Origin of the sequence: Nonomuraea sp. B5E05 (assembly GCF_039880665.1) — a bacterium.
Lineage (GTDB): Bacteria > Actinomycetota > Actinomycetes > Streptosporangiales > Streptosporangiaceae > Nonomuraea.
The window spans coordinates 113,403-131,828 of record NZ_JBDPMJ010000023.1 but is presented as its reverse complement, the minus strand read 5'-3'; the positions used below and the strand labels follow the sequence as shown (position 1 = coordinate 131,828).

19 protein-coding genes and 2 pseudogenes are annotated in these 18,426 nt (G+C 71.2%); 11 read left to right on the top strand and 10 right to left on the bottom strand.

Annotated elements, in window-relative coordinates; all coding sequences use genetic code 11:
* The first annotated feature begins 127 nt into the window (after positions 1-127).
* Positions 128-586 (top strand): N-acetyltransferase, encoded by a 459-nt coding sequence (locus tag ABGB01_RS34245; RefSeq protein WP_347777722.1) that lies wholly within the window; start codon positions 128-130, stop codon positions 584-586.
* A gap of 134 nt (positions 587-720) precedes the next feature.
* Positions 721-894 (top strand): annotated as a pseudogene (locus ABGB01_RS34240) (LysR family transcriptional regulator); the annotation flags it as partial.
* A gap of 117 nt (positions 895-1,011) precedes the next feature.
* Here ABGB01_RS34240 and ABGB01_RS34235 read toward each other — a convergent pair.
* The 3 genes and pseudogenes from ABGB01_RS34235 to ABGB01_RS34225 all read right to left on the bottom strand — a co-directional run.
* Positions 1,012-1,230: pseudogene (locus ABGB01_RS34235) on the bottom strand (SDR family NAD(P)-dependent oxidoreductase); the annotation flags it as partial.
* A 102-nt stretch (positions 1,231-1,332) separates the two neighbouring features.
* On the bottom strand, positions 1,333-1,770 hold the full coding sequence (locus ABGB01_RS34230; protein ID WP_347777721.1) for an SDR family NAD(P)-dependent oxidoreductase: 438 nt from the start codon (positions 1,768-1,770) through the stop codon (positions 1,333-1,335).
* A gap of 186 nt (positions 1,771-1,956) precedes the next feature.
* Positions 1,957-2,397, bottom strand: coding sequence for a VOC family protein (locus ABGB01_RS34225; RefSeq protein WP_347777720.1), 441 nt, complete (start codon positions 2,395-2,397; stop codon positions 1,957-1,959).
* Positions 2,398-2,519: 122 nt separating this feature from the next.
* Here ABGB01_RS34225 and ABGB01_RS34220 point away from each other — a divergent pair, with 122 nt between their 5' ends.
* Both ABGB01_RS34220 and ABGB01_RS34215 read left to right on the top strand, forming a co-directional pair.
* On the top strand, positions 2,520-3,947 hold the full coding sequence (locus tag ABGB01_RS34220; protein WP_347777719.1) for a serine/threonine-protein kinase: 1,428 nt from the start codon (positions 2,520-2,522) through the stop codon (positions 3,945-3,947).
* 103 nt (positions 3,948-4,050) lie between these two features.
* Positions 4,051-5,112 (top strand): Glu/Leu/Phe/Val dehydrogenase dimerization domain-containing protein, encoded by a 1,062-nt coding sequence (locus tag ABGB01_RS34215; protein ID WP_347777718.1) that lies wholly within the window; start codon positions 4,051-4,053, stop codon positions 5,110-5,112.
* Positions 5,113-5,144: 32 nt separating this feature from the next.
* Here ABGB01_RS34215 and ABGB01_RS34210 read toward each other — a convergent pair whose 3' ends face one another.
* Positions 5,145-5,582 carry a hypothetical protein gene (locus ABGB01_RS34210; RefSeq protein WP_347777717.1) on the bottom strand — a complete coding sequence of 146 codons (438 nt, stop codon included), beginning with the start codon at positions 5,580-5,582 and terminating at the stop codon, positions 5,145-5,147.
* Between the two features lie 63 nt (positions 5,583-5,645).
* Positions 5,646-5,855, bottom strand: coding sequence for a hypothetical protein (locus ABGB01_RS34205; RefSeq protein WP_347777716.1), 210 nt, complete (start codon positions 5,853-5,855; stop codon positions 5,646-5,648).
* A gap of 275 nt (positions 5,856-6,130) precedes the next feature.
* Here ABGB01_RS34205 and ABGB01_RS34200 point away from each other — a divergent pair, with 275 nt between their 5' ends.
* The 3 genes from ABGB01_RS34200 to ABGB01_RS34190 are packed head-to-tail and all read left to right on the top strand — an operon-like array spanning position 6,131 to position 10,211.
* Entirely contained in the window at positions 6,131-8,962 is a 2,832-nt protein-coding gene (locus tag ABGB01_RS34200; protein WP_347777745.1) for a BTAD domain-containing putative transcriptional regulator, read from the top strand.
* Positions 8,963-9,016: 54 nt separating this feature from the next.
* Positions 9,017-9,769 carry an alpha/beta hydrolase gene (locus ABGB01_RS34195; protein WP_347777715.1) on the top strand — a complete coding sequence of 251 codons (753 nt, stop codon included), beginning with the start codon at positions 9,017-9,019 and terminating at the stop codon, positions 9,767-9,769.
* Positions 9,756-10,211: a MarR family transcriptional regulator gene (locus tag ABGB01_RS34190; RefSeq protein WP_347777714.1), complete on the top strand. Its 456-nt coding sequence runs from the start codon at positions 9,756-9,758 to the stop codon at positions 10,209-10,211. The genes ABGB01_RS34195 and ABGB01_RS34190 overlap by 14 nt, the downstream gene beginning before the upstream one ends.
* A 12-nt stretch (positions 10,212-10,223) precedes the next feature.
* Here ABGB01_RS34190 and ABGB01_RS34185 read toward each other — a convergent pair whose 3' ends face one another.
* Positions 10,224-10,580 (bottom strand): helix-turn-helix domain-containing protein, encoded by a 357-nt coding sequence (locus tag ABGB01_RS34185; RefSeq protein WP_347645775.1) that lies wholly within the window; start codon positions 10,578-10,580, stop codon positions 10,224-10,226.
* A 50-nt stretch (positions 10,581-10,630) separates the two neighbouring features.
* On the opposite strand from ABGB01_RS34185, the gene ABGB01_RS34180 reads away from it, so the two are divergent.
* The 3 genes from ABGB01_RS34180 to ABGB01_RS34170 all read left to right on the top strand — a co-directional run bounded on the left by ABGB01_RS34180 (position 10,631) and on the right by ABGB01_RS34170 (position 14,606).
* Complete coding sequence (locus ABGB01_RS34180) at positions 10,631-11,065, top strand: TIGR03618 family F420-dependent PPOX class oxidoreductase (protein ID WP_347777713.1); 435 nt, start codon at positions 10,631-10,633, stop codon at positions 11,063-11,065.
* Positions 11,066-11,137: 72 nt separating this feature from the next.
* Positions 11,138-11,980 carry an NAD(P)H-binding protein gene (locus tag ABGB01_RS34175; RefSeq protein WP_347777712.1) on the top strand — a complete coding sequence of 281 codons (843 nt, stop codon included), beginning with the start codon at positions 11,138-11,140 and terminating at the stop codon, positions 11,978-11,980.
* Between the two features lie 400 nt (positions 11,981-12,380).
* Positions 12,381-14,606: a carbamoyltransferase C-terminal domain-containing protein gene (locus tag ABGB01_RS34170; protein WP_347777711.1), complete on the top strand. Its 2,226-nt coding sequence runs from the start codon at positions 12,381-12,383 to the stop codon at positions 14,604-14,606.
* A 98-nt stretch (positions 14,607-14,704) separates the two neighbouring features.
* Here the strand turns inward: ABGB01_RS34170 and ABGB01_RS34165 are convergent, their stop codons facing one another.
* Together ABGB01_RS34165 and ABGB01_RS34160 are read right to left on the bottom strand one after the other, a co-directional pair.
* Positions 14,705-14,884, bottom strand: a complete 180-nt coding sequence (locus ABGB01_RS34165; RefSeq protein ID WP_347777710.1) for a hypothetical protein — start codon at positions 14,882-14,884, stop codon at positions 14,705-14,707.
* 248 nt (positions 14,885-15,132) lie between these two features.
* Positions 15,133-16,167, bottom strand: a complete 1,035-nt coding sequence (locus ABGB01_RS34160) for a saccharopine dehydrogenase NADP-binding domain-containing protein (RefSeq protein ID WP_347777709.1) — start codon at positions 16,165-16,167, stop codon at positions 15,133-15,135.
* A 101-nt stretch (positions 16,168-16,268) separates the two neighbouring features.
* On the opposite strand from ABGB01_RS34160, the gene ABGB01_RS34155 reads away from it, so the two are divergent.
* Complete coding sequence (locus ABGB01_RS34155) at positions 16,269-17,252, top strand: helix-turn-helix domain-containing protein (RefSeq protein ID WP_347777708.1); 984 nt, start codon at positions 16,269-16,271, stop codon at positions 17,250-17,252.
* Here the strand turns inward: ABGB01_RS34155 and ABGB01_RS34150 are convergent.
* On the bottom strand, positions 17,227-17,883 hold the full coding sequence (locus tag ABGB01_RS34150) for a DUF2071 domain-containing protein (protein ID WP_347777707.1): 657 nt from the start codon (positions 17,881-17,883) through the stop codon (positions 17,227-17,229). The genes ABGB01_RS34155 and ABGB01_RS34150 overlap by 26 nt on opposite strands.
* A gap of 202 nt (positions 17,884-18,085) precedes the next feature.
* The gene (locus ABGB01_RS34145; protein WP_347777706.1) at positions 18,086-18,325 is read right to left on the bottom strand and encodes a hypothetical protein; all 240 of its coding nucleotides are present in this window, start codon (positions 18,323-18,325) and stop codon (positions 18,086-18,088) included.
* Positions 18,326-18,426 lie beyond the last annotated feature (101 nt).

Genomic DNA, 18,426 nt, shown 5'->3' with positions numbered 1-18,426 from the left:
CGGAGGTAGGTACCCGTCAGCGCCCGCGTCGAGCAGTCGTCGGACCGGGCCGTGGTACTGGACTCCGAGTTCGTGGTCCTCGATCTCGGTGACGATGACACGAACTCGACCTCATAGCCTCGGCCTCATGAACGACCGTGCCTTCGTCCCCGACGACTTCGTCGTCCCCCTGTCCCTGGCCACCCCGCAGTTCCGGCTGGAACCCCTGGGACCCCAGCACAACGCCGCCGACCACGCCGCCTGGACCAGCAGCATCGAGCACATCCGCGCGACCCCGGGCTTCCCGGACGGAAAGTGGCCTCCCCTGGACGGCATGACCTTGGAGGCGAACCTCGCCGACCTGAAACGCCACGCGAACGACTTCGCCCGGCGCCGCGGATTCACCTACACCGTCCTGGACGCGGCCGGCGACGAGGTGATCGGATGCGTCTACATCTACCCCTCCGGCAGGGACGACCACGACGCTGACGTGTCCTCCTGGGTCCGGGCCGACCGGGCCGAACTGGACGTGCCCCTGTACGAAGCCGTGACAGCCTGGCTGTCCACGCAGTGGCCCTTCGGCAGGCTCGACTACGACCCGCGATGAGACCCCTCGGGTCGGCGCTTGCGGGAGTGGCGTACTGATGTGCTCAGGAGCCCTTGATGATCGTTCGTGCCACGGTCCCGTTCGCGCCACGTCTGTGTAAAATTACATAATTACAGAGTCGAGGACGGTAGCCGATGAGCCTTCGTCAGTACGAGTACGCCCTGGCCGTCGCTGAGGAGGGTTCGGTGACGGCGGCGGCGGAGCTGCTGCGTGTCGCTCAGCCGTCGGTGTCCCAGCAGATCCGCGGCCTCGAGCGGGAGCTCGGCGTGCAGTTGTTCACCCGCACGCCGAGCGGGCTGGTGCCCACCGTGGTCGGCCGCGCCTTCCTGCGGGAGGCGGAGGTCGCGGTGAAACGCGTCGCGGCGGGCGCGGGCGACGGCGCGGGCAACGGCGTTGTTGACGAGGATGTCGATCGGACCGCTCTGGCGGCCCAGTGCGGCGACCGAGTCCAGGTCGGCCATGTCCGCCGGGACGAACCGGACCGCGCCGTCCTCCCGCGCGGCGTGCACGGCGTGCTCGCCGCGCTGGACATCGCGGCCGCTGATGACGACGTCGGCGCCCGCGCGGGCTAGCAGGCGAGCGGTTGCCAGGCCGATGCCAGAAGTGCCGCCCGTGACCAGCGCGTTTTTACCCTGCAGTTCCATGCCCCAAGGCCTTTCATGAAGCTTTGTTGAATGGCGTCCAGAAATGCGACAGACGTCAACCCATGGGGAATTCCCCGCCGTCCACGATGACATTCCTTCCGGTCAGCCAGCTCGCCCGGCCGGAAACGAGGAACAGCACGGCGTGGGCGATGTCCCCGGCACCAGCAGCGCGTCCAGCCGTACCGACGCCAGGTAGTTCAGGTCCAGCGCGTCCTGCCACTCCTCGTCGGGGATGGCCGAGCTGCCCTCGTACGGCTGCGCCCCGCCCGCGTTGTGCACCACGACGTCCACCCCGCCGAGCACGTCCTGCGCGGCCTCGGCGAGCGCCTGCGCTCCGGCGCGTGTCCGCACGTCGGCCGGCACGAAGGCGGCGCCCTCCGGCACCGCGCCCGTCGCCGTCCTGGCGGTCGTGAGCACCTCGGCTCCCGCGTCAAGGAGATGGCGTACGACGGCCGCGCCGATCCCGCGAGTGCCACCCGTGACCAGGGCTCGTTTTCCCACGAGTTCTCGTGTATCCGAGCCGTTCTCCACCACGCTCATGTCAACGGTCCTCTCGTTCACGTGTCAGTCCGCTCGACGGAAGAAAATAGCGATTCTCGGGAGTAATCGCGGTGAGCCCGTCGTCGAGCTGTTTCACGCTACGTCCGGAAAAGAACGAGAGGCAAAGACGAAATGTCAGCAGGCGCCATAGGCGATTCCTATGGCGCCGCCTGCCGGTCCCCCAGGTCAGCCTGCCGGGAGCGCGGCGTACAGATCCACACCGTTCCCGTCAGGGTCGGCCACCGTGGCATAGCGCATTCCCCAGAACGCGTCGAACGGCTCGGCGATCCCCCGGCAGCCCGCCTCGAGCAGCTCGGCGTACTTGGCGTCCACCTCGGCCGGGCTGTCGAACTCGAAGCACAGCAGGGTGCGCGGCCCGCCGGTCGGCGCGCTCCAGCCCGGCAGGAACGGGGTGCGGAAGCCCTCGGTGTCCAGCATCACGTGCAGCCCGTTCGGCAGGTCGCAGCCGGCGTGCTCGGACGAGTACTCATCGACCTTGAACTCCAGCCCCAGCCGCGCGTAGAACGCGATCGAGGCCTCCAGGTCGGACACGATGATGTCGATGGTGTTCAGTGCGGGATGCATGATGCGCTCCTTGACGATGAGCAGGGCTTTCCGGGCCGTCACCGACGGCCCCTCATCTCCAAGACGATCGGCTGAGCGTGCGACACGACACGGCTCTCAAGATTGCCTGCGACCGGGGCTTAATAGGATCGCTGCTGTTGCGTTGGTCCGGCGAGCGGAGCACGATGAGCGACCCCGGCGGCTTCGGCCCCCTGGCGATGGACGATCGCGAGCCGATCGGCCCCTACCGCATCGCAGGCCGGATGGGCGCCGGTGGCATGGGGGTCGTCTACGCCGGGATCGCGGCCGACGGCGCCCGGGCCGCGGTCAAGGTCATCCACCCGGGATTAGCCGCCGATCCGCAGTTCCTGGCCCGTTTCGTCCGCGAGGTCGACCTGCTGTCGCGCGTACGCGGGCGCTGCACGGTCGCCGTGCTGGCCGCCGACACCGCGGCGATGCCTCCCTGGCTGGCCACCGAGTTCGTTCCCGGCCCGACGCTCAGCACCTACGTCCAGGAGAACGCCCGGCTGCGCCCGGACGAGCTCCTCCCGTTCGGCCTGGACATCGCCGAGGCGCTCACCGACATCCACCGGGCCGGCATCGTGCACCGCGACCTCAAGCCGGGGAACGTCATCCTCTCCGCCTCCGGCGCGAAGGTCCTGGACTTCGGCATCGCCCGGGCCCTCGACGAGAGCGGGCTCACGGGCACCGGCGCGCTGATCGGGACGCCCGGCTGGATCAGCCCCGAGCAGTACCGGGGCGACGAGGCGGACACCGCCGCCGACGTCTTCGCCTGGGGCGCGCTGATGGTCTACGCCGCGACCGGCCGCCCGCCGTTCGGCACCGGAGCTCCCGACGTCCTCGCCTACCGGGTCATGAGCGTCGAACCGGACCTGTCCGAGGTGCCCGCCCCGCTCCACGACCTCGTACGCGGCGCGCTCGCCAAGGATCGTGCGGCCCGGCCCACGGCGTACGAACTGCTCGACCAGCTCAAGGCGCTCACGTCGGGCACCAAGCCCATGCCGCCGCCACAGCCCCCGCGTGGCAGGCGGCTCATGGTGCCCCTGTGGTCGGCCGCCGTCGCCGTCGCGGCGGTCGCGGCCGCGGGAACGGTGTTCGCGACGAACTCGCGGGGAACGCCCGAGGCGCTGCAGAGCCCGAGCGACTCCCCCGCGTCCACGTACGAGGAAAGCCCGGAACCCCCAGCCGAGGCGTCGACGGCGAGCGAGTCCCCCGAGGATGCCTCCAGCACGACAGAACCGCCCAGGAGGAAGACCTCCACCCCGACGAAGAGGGCGAGCGCCCGCCGCACCGACGCCGGCATTCCCTGCGCGTCCGACGACGCGATCCTGCGGCAGGCCGCCGCGCTGAACGGCGGCAGCCTGCCCGGGGACGCCGTGGTCGCGCGCAAGCGGTGCGTGGGCTACTGGGTCGCGGCCGAACTCGGCTCCCCCTCGGTCGGCGGCATCGACCTCATCGCCAAGCGGAACGCCACCCGTTTCGTCGACGCGAACATCGGCAGCAACTTCTGCTCGCGGGAGGACCGGCCGGCGCTCCTCGCGAACGCGCCCGCGAGAATCCGGACCTTCCTCTGCCCTGACGGCTTCCAGTGACGAAGTGAGCTCTGGTGGACATGGATGCGATTCGCGTCGAGATTGGTCGTCAGGCGCGGCCGTCGCCTGCCCGGCCGCCGATCGGACGACGTGAGGAGCGCGCATGAGGATCATGGACCTGGCCTCGGTGGACGGATGCATCGCCTTCGACCTCGACTGCCCGGCTTCCGCGGGCGGCACCCGGCTCGCCCCTGATGTCACCCGGGACGAGGCCGGGCTGCTGGCGCGGGCGATGACGTACAAGCTGGCCGTGCTCGGCGAGCGGATCGGCGGCGCCAAGGCGGTGCTGCGGGCCGAGCCCGAGCACCGGACGGCCGCCCTGGCCCGTTACTGCCAGGAGATCACCCCGCTGGTCGAGAAGGGCGCCTTCCTCACGGCCTCGGATCTGGGCACGCGTACGGAGGACTTCGCCTCGTTGCCCGGTTACCGTACCGGCTCGGTGATGCACCAGGAGGTCGGCGGCGAGCTGGTGGACACCATGGTGACGGGCTTGGGCGTGGTCGTCGCCGCGGAGACGGCGCTCGGCGGGCTGGCCGGGCGCACGCTCGCGGTGGAGGGGTTCGGCAAGGTGGGTGGCGCCGTCGTACGGGAGGCCGCGCGGCGGGGCGCACGCCTCGTCGCCCTCTCGACCCTGCACGGGTGCGTCACCGACCCCGCCGGGCTGGACGTGGCCGCCCTCGAAGAGCTGCGCGCCGAGCACGGCGACGCCTGTGTGCGCCTGCTCGGTCTGCCGGTGCGGCCCGCCGAGGCCCTGTACGAGGTGGCCGCGGACGTGCTGGTGCCCGGCGCGCGGACCGGCACCCTGACGGCCGAACGCGCCGCCGGGGTGCGCGCCCGCCTGGTCGCTCCGGGGGCGAATGTGCCCTACACCGAGGCCGGGCTGCGCACCCTTGCGGAGCGGGACGTGGTGACGCTGGCGGACTTCGTCTGCGGGGCCGGCGCCACGATCGGCTACCTCGCCGAACGCGCCGGCCGGGTTTCCGACGCCGCCTCGGCGCGGGACCTGGTGGAAGAGCGGGTCGGCCGGCTCACCGGGAGGGCGCTGGAACATCCCGGCGGCCCGTACGCGGGCTCGTGCGCCGTGGCGGAGGAATTCCTCGCCACCTGGCGCGACGCACCCGACCTCGCCGCCGGCCCTCCCCTCGCCCCCGAACCGGGCCGGTGACCGCTCACTTCCTATTGTGCGGTGATGCCCGGTCACGAGTCCGGGCCAGTCCCTCGCTCGCGTGCCTCCCGCAACTTGCCCGTGGCGACGAAGCCGACCGCGACCCGGTAGAAGCCGGCGATCGATTCGCCTTCTTCCAGCCCGCCACGGAACTGCTTACGCACCTTCGTGAAGGGGAAGGCCGTGCTGCCGTCGGGAAGGAGCACGCCCCACGCGTCATCGTCCGTCCTGCGCCAGTGGCCGCCCGTGGCGGCGGCGACGCAGGCGCCGAGGAACGAACCGAGCACGCCGACCAGCCCGTCGATCTGCTCCGGGTCGAAGCCGGGCCGGGAACGCTGGCGCTCGATGAAGCCATCGACCCACTCGACGGACGCCTGGTTGAGGCCGAAGTCCACGTCGCTCAGCGGCCCCAGCTGGTCGATGGCCAGGCTGACGTTCTCCTGGATCCACCGCAGCTCGTCTTCCTCCATTCGAGGAATGGTGGCATCGCCGGCGGATCCGATCAATCCGGTTTCCGGCTGCCCTGCAGTGGCTCACGAACGTGGCGGGCCCACGGTCTCAGACCGATATGGCGGGGACCGGCCGGCTGGCGGCAGGTGGAGCAGCGGCGCCGTGTCGAAGCCGGGCCGTGCCGCGCCCGTCCAGGCGGCGACGGTGCCCCGTTCGAGGTTGTCGCGCAGCGAGGCGATGAACGCGACCGTCTCCGTGGGCCGTTCGCCCAGCGTGATCGGCTGCCAGGGCATGGCGGCGAGCGCGAGGCCGGCTGGGCGGCGGTCCGCTCCGCCGCCGCCTCCGCGCCCGGGGCGGGCGCCGCCGTCGAACCACGTGTTTCAACAGGCATGAGCTTTTCTCCTTTCGACCGCGCAGAAATAGTCGGGGAAACTTTGTGGGCGTCCCGTTATTGCCGGCTTAAATGCCAATGAAATGGCTTTCCCGAAACGGCCCGGCGGCTCGGTGACCTGGGCACGATAGGCTTTCTGCGCATCCGGTCGTCGGGAAGGGGCGGCGCTTGCGTCAGGTGGGGTTCCGGATACTCGGGCCGGTCGGGGTCTGGGCGGAGGGCCGGTTCGTCGGCCCGTCCACTCCACAACAGCGGTCGGTGCTGGCCATGTTGTTACTGAACGTGCGCCAGGTGGTCACCACCGAGCGGCTGATGCGGGCGGTCTGGGAAGACGAGCCGCCGATCACCGCGCGCAACGCCATCCACCAGTACGTCTCGCGCCTGCGGCGGGTCCTCGTCCCGGTCCCCCGGGCCGCGCTCGTCACCGCGCCGCCCGGCTACCGCCTCGACGCCGAGCCGGCCGACGTCGACCTCCACCGCTTCCGCGAGCTGGTCGACCAGGCGAGGAAGAGTGTGCCCCGCGAGGCCGACGCCCTCTTCGGGCAGGCGCTGCGCCTGTGGCAGGGGCCGCCGCTGGCGGACGTCTCGGGCGGCTGGCTGCCGGCGATGTTCGGCCAGGCGCTGGCGGAGGAGCGCCTGACCGTGGTCGAGGAGCACGTGGCCGTCGGCCTGAGCCTCGGCGCGCCCGTCGAGTCGCTGGCCGACCTGCCGATGTTGATCAGCGAGCATCCGCTGCGGGAGCGGCTGACGTACCTGTGGATGTTGTCGCTGCTGCGTGACGGCAGGCGGGCCGCCGCGCTGGAGGCGTTCCGGCAGGCCCGCCGGCGGCTGGTGGACGAGCTGGGCGTCGAGCCCGGGGCCGAGTTGCAGGAGTTGCACCGGCGGGCCCTGTCGGCCGAGCCGGCCGCCGCGGCGTGGCCCTACTCCGGGCAGGGCGCCGCCGATGCGCCGGACGCGCCGCCGGTGCCCGCCGAACTCCCCGCGCCCCCGGCCGTCTTCGCCGGGCGGGCCGCCGAGATCGCCCGCGTACGCGCCGCCCTCACCGCGGACCGCCCCGCGGGCCCGCGGTTGTGTCACATCAGCGGCATCGGCGGCATCGGGAAGTCCGCGCTGGCCGTCCACGTCGCCCGCGGGCTCGTCGAGCACTTCCCCGACGGGCAGCTCTACGTCAACCTGCACGGGGCCATCCCGCAGGCCGGCCCGGTCGACCCGCACAGCGTGCTGGGCCGCTTCCTGCGCTCGCTCGGCACCGCCGACTCGGCCGTGCCCGCCGACCTGGAGGAGGCCGCGGGCCGGTTCCGGTCCCTCACCGACGGCAAGCGCATCCTGATCGTGCTCGACAACGCCAGGGACGCCGCGCAGGTGCGGCCCCTGCTCCCCGGGAGCGCCGCCTGCGCCGTCCTGGTCACCAGCCGCCGGATGTTCACCTCGCTGCACGACGCCGTCCACGTCCCGCTCGACGTCCTCGACGTCGGGCGGGGCACCGACCTGCTCGGCGGCATGGTCCACGACGACCGCATCGCCAGGGAGCCGGACGCCGCGGCGGCGGTGGTGCGCCTGTGCGGGGGCCTGCCTCTCGCGCTCTGCCTGGCCGCCGCGCGGCTGAACGGCCGCCCCTTCTGGCCGGTGTCGGTCCTGGCCGAGCGGCTGGCCACCGCCCGGCACCGGCTGGACGAGCTGCGCGCCGACGACCGTGCCGTACGCGCGGTCTTCCAGGAGAGCTACGAGGACCTGCGCGCGAGCCCGTCGGGAGCCGAGGCCGCCCGCGTGTTCCGGTACGTGGGGATGCTCGACGGGCCCGATGTCGGGCCCGTCGTCGTCGCGGCGATGACCGGGCTGCCGGAGGATCGCGCGCGTGACCTGCTGGACGCGCTGGTCGACGCCCAGCTGGTGGAGAGCCACGCCCCCGACCGTTACCGCCTGCACGACCTGCTGCGGCTCTATGCCCGCGAGCGGGCCGAGGCGGAGGACCCCGCCGGCTGCCGTACCGAGCTCGTCCGGCGGGTCCTGCACTGCCAGCTGGCGACCGCCCGTACGGCGATCAAGGTGATCGGCACGAACTCCGGCCGGCGCGCCGGCATCGGCCCGCGCAGGCTCGATCACCCCGGCGCCCGGCCGGCGAGCGGCGAGGACGTGCACGCGTGGACGGACGCGGAGGCCGACAACGTGCTGGCGCTGGTCCGCACGGCCGCGGACCCCTCCACGGCCACCCTGGTGGTCTCGCTGGCGGCGACGTTCACCGTCCTGCTGTACGAACGCGGCCACTGGCTCAAGCAGCTCAGCCTCGCCCAGTCGGCCCTGCCCGCGGCGGCCGGCACCGGCGACATCCGGTACGAAGCGCGCATCCACGGCGACCTCGGCTGGGTGCAGGTGTGCATGGGGGCGAGCGAGGACGGCATCGCCCACCTGCACCGCTCGCTCGACGCCTACCGGCGGGCGGGTGAGGCGACGATGGAGGCGTCGTTGCTCGACAACCTCGGCGTCGCCTACCGCACGTCGGGGCAGCCGGAGCGCGCGGCCGAGCACCACACGCTGGCGCTGCGGCTCAACCGCGAGCTCGGCGACCGCAGGGGCGAGGCGGTCAACCTCACCCATCTCGGCCTGGTCCACCAGGCGGCCGGCCGCTACGACGAGGCCGTCGAGCTGCACACCCGGGCGATCGAGCTGCTGGGCGAGCTGCGCATGCCGAGCGAGCGGCTGCGCGCCTTCGTCCACCGCGCCGAGGCGTACCGGCGGGCGGGCCGGTTCGAGGAGGCCGTGGAGCACTACCGGCAGGCCATGGAGACCCACAGGGAGCTGGGCGGCTCCGGCGACTTCGGGGAGGCCGAGATCTCCTGGGGGCTCGGCCTGGTCCTCTACGAGCTCGGCCGCGTCGAGGAGGCGCGGCAGGCCTGGCGGCGGTCGATCGCCCTGCTGGGCAAGCTGGGGCTCATCACCCGCGACGAACGGCTCACCGCGGAGCAGCAGGAGCCGCCCCCGACGCCGCGGGTGATCGTGCGGCAACGCTGACCTCAGCGTCCTTCAATTAGTTGACACGACATATATGTCGTGTAATCTACTCGCATGTCGAACGAACCGACCCTGGTCTTCATCCCCTGCTTCTCCGGCGCCCCGTGGGATCTGGCGCAGCTCACCCCGCTGGCCCATCGCCCGCAGCGCACCTTCAGGCTCCCCGAAGGCGTGGCCGACATGGAGGCCTACGCCGACGCCGCCGCGGCCCACGTCGCGGACCTGGACGACTACGTGCTGGTCGGCGACTCCTTCGGAGCCAACATCGCGCTGGCACTGGCCGTCCGGCAACCGGCCGGGCTGCGCGCCCTGGTGATGTCGGGCGGCTTCGCGGCCAACCCCGTCTCCTCCCCGATCTGGAAGAGCGCCATGCGGGTCATGGGCAGGCTGCGCGGCGGCCCCTACCGGCAGCTGGCGCTGCGCGCGCACGCCCACCGGCTGGCCTCACCCCACGACCGTGCGGGCCAGATCCCCTGGAGCGAGGCCGACAGCCGCCGGTTGTTCCTGGACAACACCCCGGCCACGTCGTTCGGAGCCCGCGTCAGCGCGGCGCTCACCGCCGACTACACCGGCCGTCTCGACAGGGTACGCGTCCCCACCCTGATCATCACGCCGTCGCACGACAAGCTGATCGGCGAGCAGGCGGCGCGGACCCTGCGCACCGGCATCGCCGGCTCCCGGGAGATCGTGCTGGACCGGACCGGGCACATGTTCCGCTTCACGCATCCCGAGACCTACGCCCGCGCCGTCGAGACCTTCCTGACCGGAACGACCCGCGACAGCGAGCTGACCCATGCGGCCCGCTGAGGAGCTCAGATACCTGATCCTGGCCGCGCAGCGGGAGGGCAACCGGATGCTCGGTCAGGCCCTGCGGCCGCTCGGCATCACCCCGTCCCAGGCCGAGGTGATCCGCGTCCTTCAGGAGCACGGCCCGCTTTCGCTCAACGGCCTCGGCGAGCTCCTGGTCTGCGAGAGCGGCAACAGCCCGAGCAGGCTCGTCGATCGCCTGGTCGCCCTCGGCCTGGTCAGGCGTGACGTGGCGGCCCACGACCGCCGCCACATCGACCTGTCGCTCACCCAGGAAGGGGCCGAGCTCGTACGGCAGATCGCCGAGATCGAGGAGAGGCTCTACCAGTCGATCGACGCCGCAGCCGAGGGCCGCGAGCTTGGGCAGGTCTTCGCCTTCCTCAGGGCGTTCGTCGCCGACCTGCCCGCCGGCCAGGCCCTGGTCCGCCGCGCCCGCAGCTGACCCGCGGCATCGTCACTCGGGCTGCGCGGCCAGGATCGCGTCACCGTGGTGCTCGGCCCATCGGGTCAGGATCGCTATCGGGTCGATCAACGTCTCGCCGAGCTCGGTCAGCTCGTACTCGACCCGCGGCGGCACCTCGGCGTAGGCCCGCCGGCCGACCAGGCCGTAGTTCTGCAGCCGCCGCAGGGTCTGGGTCAGCATCTTCCTGGAGATGCCGCCGATCAGCTCGACCAGCTCACCGTGCCGGCGCGGACCGCGGCTGAGCGCGTAAAGCACGACCACCGACCATTTGTCGGCGATCACCTCCACCGCCAGGCGGGCCGGGCAGTCGGCCAGGAACACATCCCCCGGCCCGTCAAAGTCACCCACGGTTCCTAAGGTACTCATTGGTTCCCATTGGGCTGGCTATCGTGCGCTTCATGACGACGCAGAAGCTCTCGCCGGCCGCCGGTCGGCTTCTCGAAGCCGACCGGTGTGCCACATTTGTCACCATAAATGCTGACGGATCGCCCCAGGTCAGCCTCATGTGGATCTCCAAGGACGGCGATCACCTGGTGTTCGGCGTCGAGCAACACCGTGTCAAGGTCCGCAACCTGCGGCGTGACCCGCGCGTCACGGTGCTGATCGAGGACGACCGGGATTCGGAGCACGGCCTGCGGCAGCACCTGATCGTCCGCGGCACCGTGACCTTCGAAGGCCCCGGCATCCCCGAGCGCTTCGCCGCCTTCATGGACCGGCAGGCCCAGCGCTACCTCGGCACCGGCTACCCCTTCGCCAACCGCGAGTCCACGACGGCGCTCATCGGCCGGATCAAGGTGGAACACGTGTCCGGCGTCGGCCCATGGGCACCGTAGCCGAGACGCTCGCACATGGAAATGCGCTTCCCAGCCATGGTGCGTCTCATGCTTTCGCGGTGAACTCGAATCATGACAACGACACCGATCCTCATCCTGGGCGGCACGGGCAAGACCGGCCGCCACGTCGCCGAGCGGCTGCGGGCGCGCGGCGTCCCGATCCGGCTCGCCTCGCGATCGAGCGAGCAGCGGCTCGACTGGTACGACGAAAGCACCTGGACCCCGGCGGCGGCCGGGACCGACACGGCCTACCTGGCCCCGCCGGTCGATCCGCCGGGTCTCGCGCAGGCCGGGAGGTTCGTCCAGCAGGCGGCGGCGGAGGGTCTGCGCCGGGTGGTGTTGTTGTCCGGCCGCGGCGTCGGCGGCCCCGGCCGCGACTTCGCCGTCTACGACGCCCAGCTCGACCTGGAGAACGCCGTCAAGGACAGCGGCGCCGCCTGGACCATCGTCCGGCCCGCCTGGTTCATGCAGAACTTCAGCGAGGACTTCATGCACGGCCAGGTGGTGGCCGGCGAGCTCCGGTTGCCGGCCGGTGACGGCGCCGAGCCGTGGATCGACACCGAGGACATCGCCGACGTGATGGTGACCGCGCTGCTGGACGAGAAGCACGCGGGCGAGACGTACTCGCTGTCCGGCCCGCGTACCCTCACCCTGGCCGAGGTCGCGGCCGAGCTCTCCGCCGCGACCGGCCGGCAGATCCGGTACGTCGCCCTCGAAGCCGAGGAGCACATCGCCGAGCTGGTCGGGCACGGCGCGTCCCGGGCCGAGGCCGAGGCCCTGCGCGACCTGTTCGCGGTGATCCGCAACCACCGCTCCGAATACCTCTCCGACGGCGTGCGGGAGGTGCTCGGCCGGGAACCGCGCGACTTCACCGACTGGGCGCGCGGCACCGCGCGAACCGGCGTGTGGTCGTAAGACAGCGGCACGGCGGAAATCGCAGACGGCCTGGTGGCGGTCCGACAGTCACAGCATGACAGCGAGTGGGCATTTCCGCGTTCTCGACTCGAATCATTTCCACCATCACGACTCCTCGTCCTGCCAGCAAGGAAAGATGATTGCCGGAAATCACGTGACGCCCCAGGCTGGAATCGTGTCATGACTGCGGATTTTCCGCAGTCGAAACGCAGCCGCGAGAACGAGCGTGCGACTCGAAGCCTGGGCGTTCCGTCCCGCCCTTGTCCTGCGGTGGGGCGGCGCGCCCGCGCGCGGGCGACCTCCGGTCACATCGTCGTGCGCGGCGAGCCGGGCGTGCCGCCTACCCGTGAAAGTCTCCACAACACGCGCGTGGACATTCACGGATTCATCATGCTAAACCGTGACATGCGCAGCCGGGCCTGGCTGGAGAGGACTGGAGAAGCAGGCGCACGCGAACTGCTTCCCCCGGTATGACCGAGCATTCCTCACGAGACGAGAACGAAAGCGGCCTCACGTGATCATCCTGGGCACCAAACCGATTCAGCACGACGCATGCTTCGCACTCATCAAAGATGGAGAACCGCTCTTCATTTATGAACAGGAGCGTTTCAACCGGGTCAAGCACGGAATGTCGAGCACGCTGTCAACTCTTTTCGAGGCGTTGGATGAGCACGCTGTCAAGCCGGGCGACATCGACCTCGTCACCAACTGCATCGACCCGGCCCGCCTGGACGAAGTGAAGGACCAGACCAGGACCTACATGACCCAGCAGGCAGTCGACCAGACGGCTGCCTACCTCGACTGGCGCCTTCCCACCTGGCACCAGTCCCTGATCTCGGCGGGGTTCCCCGCCGAGCGGGTGGTCAGCATCCGTCACCACGTCTGCCACGCGGCCGGTGTCTATTACGCGAGTCCTTATCGGGACGCGGCGATCCTCAGCGTCGACGGCAGCGGAGAGACCGAGACGGCGATGCTCGTCCACGGGTCAGGCCAGGACCTCGAGGTGCTGCGCACCACCCCGCACCCCCAGTCGCTCGGGCTCCTCTACCAGGCGGCGACCTACTGGCTCGGCTGGGGATTCGGGGAGGAGGGCAAGACGATGGCGCTCGCCGGTTACGGTGATCCCGAGCGCCACCGCGAACAGCTCGACACGTTCGTGCTGATCGGCGAGGACGGCGACTTCTCCTACGCGCCCGCCGCGGCGCTCTCCAACAGCCGCTACACCCCCGTCGAGATGGCACAGGACGTGTTCGCCGCATGCTTCGGCCCCGCGCGACGAAGCCGGGAGCCGCTCACCCAGCTCCACAAGGACGTCGCCGCCGCGGTCCAGGCCGTCTGCGAGGACATCATGCTCAAGTCCGCCCGCCATCTGCGGGAGCGGACCGGCAGCCGCACGCTGCTGCTGACGGGTGGTGTGGCGCTCAACTCCGTCAGCAACGGCCGCATCATGCGCAGCGGGTTGTTCGACGAGGTCGTCGTCTACCCGCAGGCCAACGACTCGGGCACGGCACTGGGCGGCGCGCTCTACGCGTACCACCAACTCGCCGGCCGGCGGCGCGGGAGCTGGCACATGGAACATCCCTACTGGGGCAAGCCGATCGACACCGACAACGTGGAGCGGGCCGCGGCCACGTTCGGGCAGCGCGGCAGGAGGATGGACGACGTCGTCGAGGCCGCCGCCGACCTCCTCGCCGAAGGCCGGACTCTCGGCTGGGTGCAGGGTCGCTCGGAAGTGGGGCCGAGGTCGCTGGGCAACCGTTCGGTGCTGGGCAATCCGCTGGTGGACGGCATCAAGCAGCGGATCAACGACGGGATCAAGCACCGCGAGAACTGGCGGCCGTTCGCCCCTTCGGTGCTCCGTGAGGACCTGTCCACCTATTTCGAAGCCGACCAGGACCTGCCGTACATGACCGTCGTCGCACCGATCCGGGAGGAGTGGCGCGACCGGCTGGCCTCCGTCGGGCACGTCGACGGGACCGCACGGGTGCAGACCGTGACCGAGCGGAGCAACCCCCGCTTCTACGCTCTCCTCAAGGCGTTCAAGGCACGCACGGGCGTCGGTGTGCTGCTGAACACCTCGTTCAACGACCGCGGCGAACCGCTGGTGCAGACGTGTGAGCAGGCTCTGCGCCTGTTCACCACATCGGAGATGGACGCGCTGGCCATCGGCGACTGGCTTTTCAGTGACAAGCAACCGGCGGGCACCGCGGCGCCGTTCGCACCCTGGCTCGACAACTTCGCCAAGCTTCCGGACAACAGGCTCCTGCTCGTCGACGGAGATCCGCCGCTGCCCGAGGCGATGCGCGCCCACCTGCTGGCCCTGCGCCCCAAACTCGCCATCGTGGACGCGGGCCAGAGCGACATCGACGACCTGTGCATGGGGTACGACGCGGTTGTCCGTTACATAGACCGCACGGCCGACACCTTCGTCTTCGACCGTGCTCTCTATTACTCGGACACCGCCGAGACGGCGAGGCGGATCATGCGGGAGGCGGGCCTGCCCGTCTACTGGATCGACAGCCGGGGCGACGTCGTGCCCGCCCGCGATGTGCTCTACATCCGGCATGACCGCGCCGACACGCCGGTGCCGTCCTCCTACGAGAGATACTGGGCCGGCGACCGCTGACCCTCCTGCGAGCGACCTGTTCGCGGAGATCCGCGACCACTCCTCCGAGCACCTCTCCGACGGCGTGCGGGAGGTGCTCGGCCGGGAACCGCGCGACTTCACCGGCTGGGCGCGCGGCGGCTCCCGTCTACTTTGTGGTGAATGGCGTAGACGCCGACCCGGGTGTAGCTGCTACCGCAGGGTCCGGCCGCGCCTGCAGGGGCGGCGCCCGCCACCATCGTCGCGGAGACGGCGATGGCCGCGCCGGTCAGGAGGGGCGCCAGCTTGCGTATGCGCACGAAAATCCCTGCATTCGATCACTGCTCACGACATGAGACCACGAATGCCGCTGACGCGCGATCACATATCCAGCCACATCGCGGACGGAAACTGCCACCGGGCACGGTCGGGATCCCGGCATGGGCCGCTGGTCAGGCGGGGACAGCCTGTTCCCGGCTGGGTCGTGCCTGGTCCAGTCTCGCGGCAGCCCGGACCATTGGGGACATGACAACGACCCTTCCACAGGCGAGCGACAGGGCCGGACCGGTCAGCCGCGTGAGCCGAGCGGGACCTGCGGCGAGAGGTGCGGGGACAGGGCGCGCAGGAAGTCGGGGGCGTTGAAGGCCGCCCCCGCGGAGGCGACGCCGGTGGTTCTGGTCCGGCCGGTGAGGATGCGGTCGGCGGCCTCCACCGCGAGCGGCGCGGTGATGGCGTAGATGTCCTGACCGGCGGCGGCGATGCGGCGTTCCGCGCCGCCGGAACGGACGACGACGTCGACGAGGAAGGTCTGCGCGGAACGGCCGCGCTCGTCGACGGCGGCCGGCGGCGAGGCGTCAGGAGCGGACAGGTCCGCGGCCGCCCTGGCGGTCATGTAGGTACGCACCTCGGGGACGGCCAGGTGGCTGGGAACGGTGACGACGTCGGCCATGGTGAACTCCCCGATGACCTTCTGAGGACCGAGCGGAGCCGGGAACCGCCATTCCAGGGTCGGCAGCGCGTCGTCGTGATATTCCAGCCGCCCGCCGGTGTAGCGGACCCGGCGGCCTCCCCGCCGTTCTCCCGAGACCACGCCGGCGGCGAGCGTTCCCGCGGTGGGGTGCCAGCTGCTCAGGCCGTAGGCGACGTGCACCTCGTCCGCCGCCGTCCAGTCGCCCATCGCGGTGGTGACCAGCAGGTCGCCGAGACCGCCGTAGAAGGCCATCGCCGGGACCACCACGATGCCCGCGTCGCGGGCGGGCTGCGCGAAATGCGCGAACGTGTCGGCGTTCGCCTCGATCTCGGCCGCCACGTCGACATAGGGGATGCCGGCCCGCAACGCCGCCTCGACCAGCGGGGCGGCGGTCGAGGCGAAGGGCCCGGCGCAGTTGATCACGATGGCCGCGCCGTCCAGCGCGCGGTCGAGCGAGCCCGGGTCGCCGACCGTCGCCTGCCGCGTCAGGGACGGCTCCCCCATCGCCAGCAACTTGTCCCGGTCGCGGCCGAGGAGCAGCGGTACGTACCCGCGCTCGCGCAACTCCGCGACGACGAACCGCCCGGTGTGCCCGTAGGCGCCGTACACCGCCACGTTCCGACCCGATCCCATGCCCGCTCCCACGTGCTCGAAGTGATCCGCCTCCGAAATCCTGGCCGCACCGGCCCATCGGGGCCAGTGTCCGGAACGACATGACCCGTACAATTCCCGACATGAGTCCAGACCCGCGCTCGGTCGCGGTCGCCGCTGCCGACGGGATGCTCCACTTCGAGCTGGCCCTGGCCTGCGAGGTGTTCGGCTCCGCCCCGGACGCCCTGCCGCCCCCCTGGTACGACCTCAGGGTGTGCGGGACGCACGCCGTACGGGTCGGCCGGTTCCTGGTGGAGCCGGATCACGGGCTCGACGAGCTGGCCCGCTGCGCCACTGTGATCGTTCCCGCCCTGGCGGACGCCGGCGAGGACCCGCCGGCCGACCTGGTCGAGGCGGTGCGCGCGGCCCACGAGGCGGGCGCGCGGGTGGTCTCCCTGTGCACGGGGGCGTTCGTGCTCGCCGCCGCCGGCCTGCTGGACGGGCTGCGCGCGACCACGCACTGGGCCCACACCGAGCAGCTGGCCGCGCGCCATCCCCTGGTGGAGGTCGACCCGGACGTGCTCTACGTCGACAACGGCAGCGTGCTCACCTCCGCGGGCAAGGCCGCCGCGATGGACCTGTGCCTGCACCTGGTACGCCGCGACCACGGCTCGGCGATCGCCAACGTGATCGCCCGCCGCCTGGTCGTGCCGCCCCACCGGGCCGGCGGGCAGGCCCAGTTCGTCACCACGCCGGTGCCCGACCGGGACGGCCATCCCCTGGCCGAGCTGTTCCCCTGGGTGATGCGGCGGCTCGACCAGCCCCTCACCGTGGAGGACCTGGCCCGCCAGGCGAACATGAGCGCACGCCACCTCACCCGCCACTTCCGCTCGACGGCCGGCACCACCCCGCTGCAGTGGCTGCTGATGCAGCGCATCCGCCGCGCGCAGGAGCTGCTGGAGACCACGGACGACAGCGTCGAAAGCATCGCCTCGGCCGCGGGCATGGGCACGGCGACGACCCTGCGCCGCCACTTCCAGCGCACGCTCGGCGTACCGCCCGACGCCTACCGCCGCACGTTCCGCGCGCCGGCCCTCACGGTCACCAGCTCCACATCCCCACCCTGACCGGCACCCCCGGGGAGGCGAGGAGAACGGGCCGCCCTTCAGGGGCGGGCAGCCCGCCGGCCCGCACCAGGTCCTGGTCCAGGCCGTGCAGGGAGGCGTGGTGCAGCGGCCACGGCGGGTGCTCCACCGGCGCCGCCGCCAGCCGTCCGCCCACGAGGCTGAACAGCCGGAAGCGGGCGGTCAGGAAGTACGCGAGCTCGTCGCGCTCGCGCTCCGCCAGCGGCAGACCGATTTCCACCTCCACGTCACACCGCGCGCCACCCGGCCCGGGCCAGCGCCGGCGGCACCTGTAGCGCGTGTGCCCGTTCTTCGCGTCCACGGACATATCAGACCAGCAGTAGGGCAGCCAGTAGCCGACCCGCCCGCCGAGCACGGCCGGCAGCCGCCCGGCGTCCAGCGAGAAGAACCAGACGCCCGTACGTCCCCGAGCGTCGCGCACATACGTCCGCACGTTCGTCTCCGGGAACGTGGACAACAACGGCAGCGCAGGCATACCCGGCACCCGGACGTCGCGCATGAGGAACGGCGTGAGCCCCACCCAGGCCGCCCCGTCGAACGTCTCGACCGCGAGCTGCGCCGGCAGGAGCGCCTGCACCTGCTCCGGCCGGTAGCGCCAGTGGATGAACGTCATCCGGGACCAATGGTGGTACATCACGGGCCGGCTGACGTGGGGCGAGGACGGAGCACGCATCCCGCACCCCTGCCCTCCGCCCGTGCCGGCAATCCGCCTCACACGCCCCGCAGGGCGTTCCCGCTGCCCGCGGTCAGGTGTTGATCTCCAGCACCGAGACCGGGGTGACCCGTCTCACCGCTCCTGGCTGACCATGACGGGCTCATTGCTCGTGTTGACGACGGTCCGTTCGCAGCGGCTCCGCCAGCTGGAGCTGCACGAAATGAGCCCGTCCGACCATATTGGTCAACCCCTGCTCCCAGGGCCAGCTACGGCGGCAGGAAGCATCCACTTCAACCCCGACGACCACACGAGAAGGCGATTCAGCCACCTCAGTGTCCGTCACCCGCTCGCACGGCCGGCCCGTCTCGTCGGGCGCACCGAAGATCAGCTCGACGGTCAACGTTCTACCGTCCGGCGACAGGGTCGCGACGCGTACGTCCCGCCACGTGGACGCGGCACATCCTGTTGCGATCAGAGTTGTGCACGCGAGCGCGAGCATCA

Coding starts and splice junctions, on each gene's coding strand:
- ABGB01_RS34195 (WP_347777715.1), top strand. CDS start 9,017: ATGTCGAACGAACCGACCCTGGTCTTCATCCCCTGCTTCTCCGGCGCC.
- ABGB01_RS34210 (WP_347777717.1), bottom strand. CDS start 5,582: ATGGAGGAAGACGAGCTGCGGTGGATCCAGGAGAACGTCAGCCTGGCC.
- ABGB01_RS34230 (WP_347777721.1), bottom strand. CDS start 1,770: ATGAGCGTGGTGGAGAACGGCTCGGATACACGAGAACTCGTGGGAAAA.
- ABGB01_RS34180 (WP_347777713.1), top strand. CDS start 10,631: ATGACGACGCAGAAGCTCTCGCCGGCCGCCGGTCGGCTTCTCGAAGCC.
- ABGB01_RS34190 (WP_347777714.1), top strand. CDS start 9,756: ATGCGGCCCGCTGAGGAGCTCAGATACCTGATCCTGGCCGCGCAGCGG.
- ABGB01_RS34205 (WP_347777716.1), bottom strand. CDS start 5,855: ATGCCCTGGCAGCCGATCACGCTGGGCGAACGGCCCACGGAGACGGTC.
- ABGB01_RS34215 (WP_347777718.1), top strand. CDS start 4,051: ATGAGGATCATGGACCTGGCCTCGGTGGACGGATGCATCGCCTTCGAC.
- ABGB01_RS34220 (WP_347777719.1), top strand. CDS start 2,520: ATGAGCGACCCCGGCGGCTTCGGCCCCCTGGCGATGGACGATCGCGAG.
- ABGB01_RS34155 (WP_347777708.1), top strand. CDS start 16,269: ATGAGTCCAGACCCGCGCTCGGTCGCGGTCGCCGCTGCCGACGGGATG.
- ABGB01_RS34150 (WP_347777707.1), bottom strand. CDS start 17,883: ATGACGTTCATCCACTGGCGCTACCGGCCGGAGCAGGTGCAGGCGCTC.
- ABGB01_RS34245 (WP_347777722.1), top strand. CDS start 128: ATGAACGACCGTGCCTTCGTCCCCGACGACTTCGTCGTCCCCCTGTCC.
- ABGB01_RS34175 (WP_347777712.1), top strand. CDS start 11,138: ATGACAACGACACCGATCCTCATCCTGGGCGGCACGGGCAAGACCGGC.
- ABGB01_RS34160 (WP_347777709.1), bottom strand. CDS start 16,167: ATGGGATCGGGTCGGAACGTGGCGGTGTACGGCGCCTACGGGCACACC.